Source organism: uncultured Campylobacter sp. (genome assembly GCF_938018145.1).
GTDB lineage: Bacteria > Campylobacterota > Campylobacteria > Campylobacterales > Campylobacteraceae > Campylobacter_A.
This window is the reverse complement of the sequence record NZ_CALIII010000180.1, coordinates 1-5,119: the sequence shown is the minus strand read 5'-3', so window position 1 is coordinate 5,119 and position 5,119 is coordinate 1. Positions and strand designations below refer to the sequence as shown.

The window sequence follows — 5,119 nt, the reverse complement described above, 5'->3', positions numbered from 1 at the left end:
AATTGAGCGTGCGCTAGGCATATAGCCTGCGGAGCGAAAATTTTGCAAAATCTCGGAAAAGCACTCGCGAGACAAGCCGAAAAAGGAGAAAAAGTGAAAAAAGCGGTTTGCATAATGAGCGGCGGCATGGACAGCACGCTGTGCGCCGTCCTCGCCAAACGCGCAGGCTACGAGATCATCGCGCTGCATTTTGACTACGGACAGCGCACGATGAAGCGCGAAAAACTAGCGTTTGAGCAGATCTGCGAGCGTATCGGCGCGCTAAAAAAGGTAAATTTAGACGCTCATTTTATAGCAAACATCGGCGGCAACGCGCTAACGGACGAGAACCTCGCCATCCGCAAAGACGGCGCCAAAGCCGACACTCCTAGCACCTACGTGCCGTTTCGCAACGGCATCTTTATCTCTATCGCCGCCGCGCTAGCCGAAAAAGAAGGCGCGCAGGCGCTATATATCGGCATCGTCGAGGAGGACGGCTCGGGCTACCCCGACTGCACGGCGGACTTCATCGCCAAGATAGAAAGCGCCGTAAATGCCGGCACCTCAAAGGACTTTAGCCTGCGCATCGTCACGCCGCTAGTAAATTTAAGCAAGGCTGACATCGTGCGAAAGTCGCTGGAGGCTGGCTCGCCGCTGGAGCTAACCTGGAGCTGCTACGAGCGCGAGGATGAGGCGTGCGGCGAATGCGACAGCTGCCGCCTAAGACTGCGAGGATTTGAGCTCGCGGGCGAAAAAGATAGGATAAAATACGTAAATTTAAAATAAAATTTCTAAAAATCGGCTTGAGCCCGTCCGCAAATTTAATACGAAATAAATTTATCCGCCAAAACGCGGCAACCGTCATGCCGCCGTTTTTGTTCGGTAAATTGGGTTGCGACGTCGGTTTTACGGATTTTAGAGGACAAGTATTTTGCAATATCCGCTTTAAAGGACGGAAAAACCTTCTTTAAATTTCTCTCGTATCTGTGCCGATACTCCAACCGCCTGCACAAAGTAGCCGCGGCATGCCTCGCAGGGGAAGCACTATTTGAACGCTTTACTTAAAAACTCGCAGGGCAAGCTCTGCCGATTTACGCATTTTTTCGCCAAATTTATCGGTAAATTTGCGGTTAGAAAGTAAATGGTTTTAGGGGTTAGACCAAATTTGTAGCAGATAAGGGCGAAAATACGCGCTAAATTTGAGTTTTTATAAAATTTCGCCAAACAAATCAGGCTCTGGCGAGCTCAAATTTAGCATCGCTTCAAGCTCCTCTTTTTGGCATTTAACGAGCGCGTAGTGAAAATTTGAAAGATTTTTTAGCTCGGCAAGATCCTTAAATCTCATCGTAGCCGCCGCGCCTCCCGCAAAGTCCTCCGGCACGCATATCTCGATGCCGCCGCTAAAATTTCGCTCTAAAAATGCCGCTTCCATATCAAAAAGCTCATCGTCGCTCTCTGCGATAAAAGCCTGAGAGCTCGCGCCAAAAGGCACGACGCGAAAATTTTTATTTATAAAAACTGGCTCGAAATGCCCCAAATTTCGCGTGTCGCCAAGCTTGAAAGAAAAGCCCGCGCGGATCAGATACTTTAAGAGCCCGCACAGATAGTGCGTGAAAACTTTTGGGAAATTTAAGTTTGGATAGTAAACGCCCTCGCAAACGACGCTAGAGGCAAACAGCGAGCCGCCCTGCGCGCAAACCGCGTCCACGTCGCTAAAAACGGTGTCGTATAGCGGCGCGATCTTGGATAAAATTTTAAGATCGTCCGTGAAAAATAGATCGCCCACGCCCGCTTTCATTATCTTTATAAAAAGTCGCGTCGCATCCTCGGGCAGCAAGTTAGCTGCGTTGCCATCGGCGTTTTTACCCAGGCTCATACGAGCGAGCAAGGCCTTTTGCACGGGATTAACGGAGCAAAATTTGAGATTTTTGTAGCTAGCCTCAAAGCGCATCAGTCGCATCAGCGCGGCGCTCAGGCTATCGACCTTTATAAAGGCGACCTCGGGATCGATGACCTCGCATCTTTGCTCGACGAGCACGGCATAGGCGCCGTTTGCGACGGCCGCGGCTATCTCGTCCGCGCCTGCGCCAAGCCCGATGTAGGCGTAGCCCTGACGCACGTTTTTACTCTCAAACGCAAAGCCCTCCACGGCGCTGACGCTTGGTTTATTTAGCGCTTCGCCGTTGATGAGGCGCCTTAGGTTTTCGATATTCACGCCGTTTTAGCCTATTTCTGAGCCGTTTTTGACCGCAGCCATCGGCGCGATGAGGCACAGCGACCCGTCCTCGGCGCTAAGGATCATGCCCTCTGATATGTGGCCGAAAATTTTAGCCGGTTTTAGGTTTGCCAGCACGCAGACCTGCTTGCCGACGAGGTCCGCCGGAGCGTAAAATTTAGCTATGCCCGATAAAATTTGACGCGGCTGCTCTTCGCCAAGATCGATCTTAAATTTAAGTAACTTCTCGCTACCTTCGATATTTGAGCACTCAAGCACGGTGCCTACTTTTATGACGCATTTTTTAAAGTCGTCGATTTTGATCTTCGCGTCCGATTTTTCTTGCGGCGCGGCGGCGGTTTTGGCAGGTCCGCTCACGCTTGGCACCGCAGTAGCCATCAGCTCTTTTTCGATTTTTGGGAAAAGCGGCTGCGTTTTTTGCGCTTTAAAGTCCAAAATTTCGTTGTTTAGGATGATTTTTTCATAGGTGGCGGTCGAGATCTCAAAGCCTAGCGTCTGCGCGATCTTTTCGCAGGTTTTTGGCATCGCAGGGCTTAGTAGCACGGCCACGCGAGCTAGCAGGTTCGCGCACAGCGACACGAGCGCGTTTGCTTCGTCTTTTTTGCCGTTTTTGATTAGATTCCACGGCTCAAATTTAGCTATGCTCGCGTTTGCGAGCGTTAGCGCCTTAAAGAGCTCCTCAAGGTAGCGGTTTGTGGCGAAACTCTCTAAATTTTTGATAGCGTTTTGCAGGTATTCGTTGCCGCTATCCAAAACCTCGCCGTAAAATTTGCGTAAATTTTCGCCCTTTATCTCAAAGTCCGAGTATTTTTCGCTCATGCCGACTATACGGCTTAAAAGATTGCCCAGATCATTGCTAAGCTCGGAGTTTATGCGCTCGATCATCGCCTTTTGCGAAAAGTCGCCGTCCTGCCCAAACGGCACTTCGCGTAGCATAAAGTAGCGGAAATTTTCCAGTCCGTACGCGTCTGCGACCTCGCTTGGATTGATGACGTTGCCCTTGCTTTTGCTCATCTTTTCGCCGTCTCTCGTCCACCAGCCGTGAGCCGCGATGCAGCGAGGCAGCGGCAGATCAAGGCTCATCAAAAACGCCGGCCAGTACACCGCGTGAAAGCGCAAAATGTCCTTACCTACTACATGCGTCGCGCCCTTCCAATAGCACATCTTGTCATCGCCGAGCGTGTAGCCAAGCGTGCTAAGGTAGTTTATGAGCGCGTCTAGCCAAACGTACATCACGTGCTTTGGCTCGTTTAGGCTCGCGGGCAGTTTGATGCCCCACTCAAAGCTCGTGCGCGTGATCGAGAGGTCGCGCAGGCCGCCTTTTACGAAGCTGATGACCTCGTTTTTCTTGCCGCGCGGCACGATACAGTCCTCGTTCTCCTCATACCATTTTAGCAGCGCGTCTTGGTATTTTGATAGTTTGAAAAAATAGCTCTCCTCTTTGACCAAATTTGTCGGCCTGCCGCAGTCCGGACACCTCTCATCCTCTAAAAGCTGAGTCTGCGTAAAAAAGCTCTCGCAGCTAACGCAGTAGTACCCCTCGTACTCGCCCTTGTAGATGTCGCCTTTTTGATACATTTTGAGAAATGCATTTTGCGCCGTGAGCTTGTGATAGTCGTCGGTCGTGCGGATAAAATGATCGTAGCTAATCTCAAATTTATCCCACAGCTCCCTAAATTTAGCGCTTATCTCATCGGCGTAGGCTTGCGGCGTGTAGCCCTTTTTTGCGGCGGCTTGCTCGATCTTTTGTCCGTGCTCGTCGGTGCCGGTCATAAAGTACGTATCATCGCCCTTTAGCCTAGCAAATCTCGCCATCGTATCGGCGATCACGGTCGTGTAGGCGTGTCCGATGTGCGGCACGTCGTTTACGTAATAAATCGGAGTCGTAATATAAGTCGTGTTCATATCTTTCCTTTTTAAATTTAAAAATCAAATCCGCCGCCGTCGCCTTTAGACATCGAGCTATATACGGCATCTACGTAGTTTTTGCGGGTTTTGCACTCAAACATCGCCTCGCAGGCAAAGCACGAGCTTAGCCCTTTTTCGCGCTGACAGGCTTGCAAAATTTCTCTTTGGCGGTCAAGCTCCAGCTCAAATTCGTCTTTTTGAGTTACGTCCGCTGCGTGCTCGCTCATTTCGTGCTTCCGTAAAATTTATGCAGTAAATTTATCTCGTCTTTGGAGCCAAAAAAGCAAGGCGTGGTTTGGTGGATTTTTTCCACTTTCATATCAAAAAGCGTCGCCGAGTATCCGTCGCTAGTCGCACCGCCCGCGCGCTCGTAGATGAAGGCAAACGGCAGCACCTCAAATAGCGCTCTTAGCTTGCCATTTGGCGCGTCTGTCGTAGCCGGATAGCTAAATAGCCCGCCGCCTTTTAGTAAAATTTGATGCAGGTCGCTAACCATGGCGCCTGAGTATCTGAGGCGATACCCCTGCAAAAACAGCTCGCGGATAAATTTAGCGTGAGTTTCGCTCCAGCCCTTTTGCGTCGCGCCCGTAGCGTTTAGCTTACCTTTTTGCGCGAGCGCTAGATTTTTGATAAATTTAAACTCGCCGTCCCTGCCCAGGCGGTAAAGCACGGGAGCCGTCTCGCCCTCGCAAAGCACGAGCTCCAGGCGCGGGCCGTAAACGACGTAGGCGGCGGCTTTTAGATTTTGCGGCGTTAGCTCATTTTCGTAAATGCCAAAAATCGAGCCGATGGAAAAATTTACGTCCACCAGGCTAGAGCCGTCTAGCGGATCGTATGCGACGATAAATTTCGCGTTCTCGTTTAGCGCCAGCATATCCTCTTTTTCTTCGCTAACGAGCGCTTTTACGCAGGCTAAATTTGCAAACTCGGCCGTGATGATCTCGTCGCTTCTCACGTCTAGCTTTAGCTGCGTGTCGCCCGTGGCGTTGGCGTGAT

The 5,119-nt window shown here is 50.7% G+C and carries 5 protein-coding genes; 1 reads left to right on the top strand and 4 read right to left on the bottom strand.

The features are described from left to right. Positions 1 to 93: 93 nt before the first annotated feature. Positions 94 to 765 carry a 7-cyano-7-deazaguanine synthase QueC gene (gene queC, locus Q0338_RS04140; RefSeq protein WP_298085654.1) on the top strand — a complete coding sequence of 224 codons (672 nt, stop codon included), beginning with the start codon at positions 94 to 96 and terminating at the stop codon, positions 763 to 765. A gap of 421 nt (positions 766 to 1,186) precedes the next feature. On the opposite strand, the gene Q0338_RS04135 is transcribed toward queC, so the two are convergent. From Q0338_RS04135 to Q0338_RS04120, 4 genes are all read right to left on the bottom strand, one after another. Further along, a complete protein-coding gene (locus Q0338_RS04135) occupies positions 1,187 to 2,194 on the bottom strand; it encodes a ferrochelatase (protein WP_298085653.1) in 1,008 nt (335 codons plus the stop codon). A gap of 6 nt (positions 2,195 to 2,200) precedes the next feature. Continuing rightward, positions 2,201 to 4,120: a methionine--tRNA ligase gene (metG, locus tag Q0338_RS04130; protein WP_298085652.1), complete on the bottom strand. Its 1,920-nt coding sequence runs from the start codon at positions 4,118 to 4,120 to the stop codon at positions 2,201 to 2,203. 17 nt (positions 4,121 to 4,137) lie between these two features. Next, the gene (locus tag Q0338_RS04125; protein WP_298085651.1) at positions 4,138 to 4,350 is read right to left on the bottom strand and encodes a hypothetical protein; all 213 of its coding nucleotides are present in this window, start codon (positions 4,348 to 4,350) and stop codon (positions 4,138 to 4,140) included. Then, on the bottom strand, positions 4,347 to 5,119 hold a 773-nt coding region (locus tag Q0338_RS04120), incomplete at its 5' end, for a class 1 fructose-bisphosphatase (protein ID WP_298085650.1). The genes Q0338_RS04125 and Q0338_RS04120, both read right to left, overlap by 4 nt.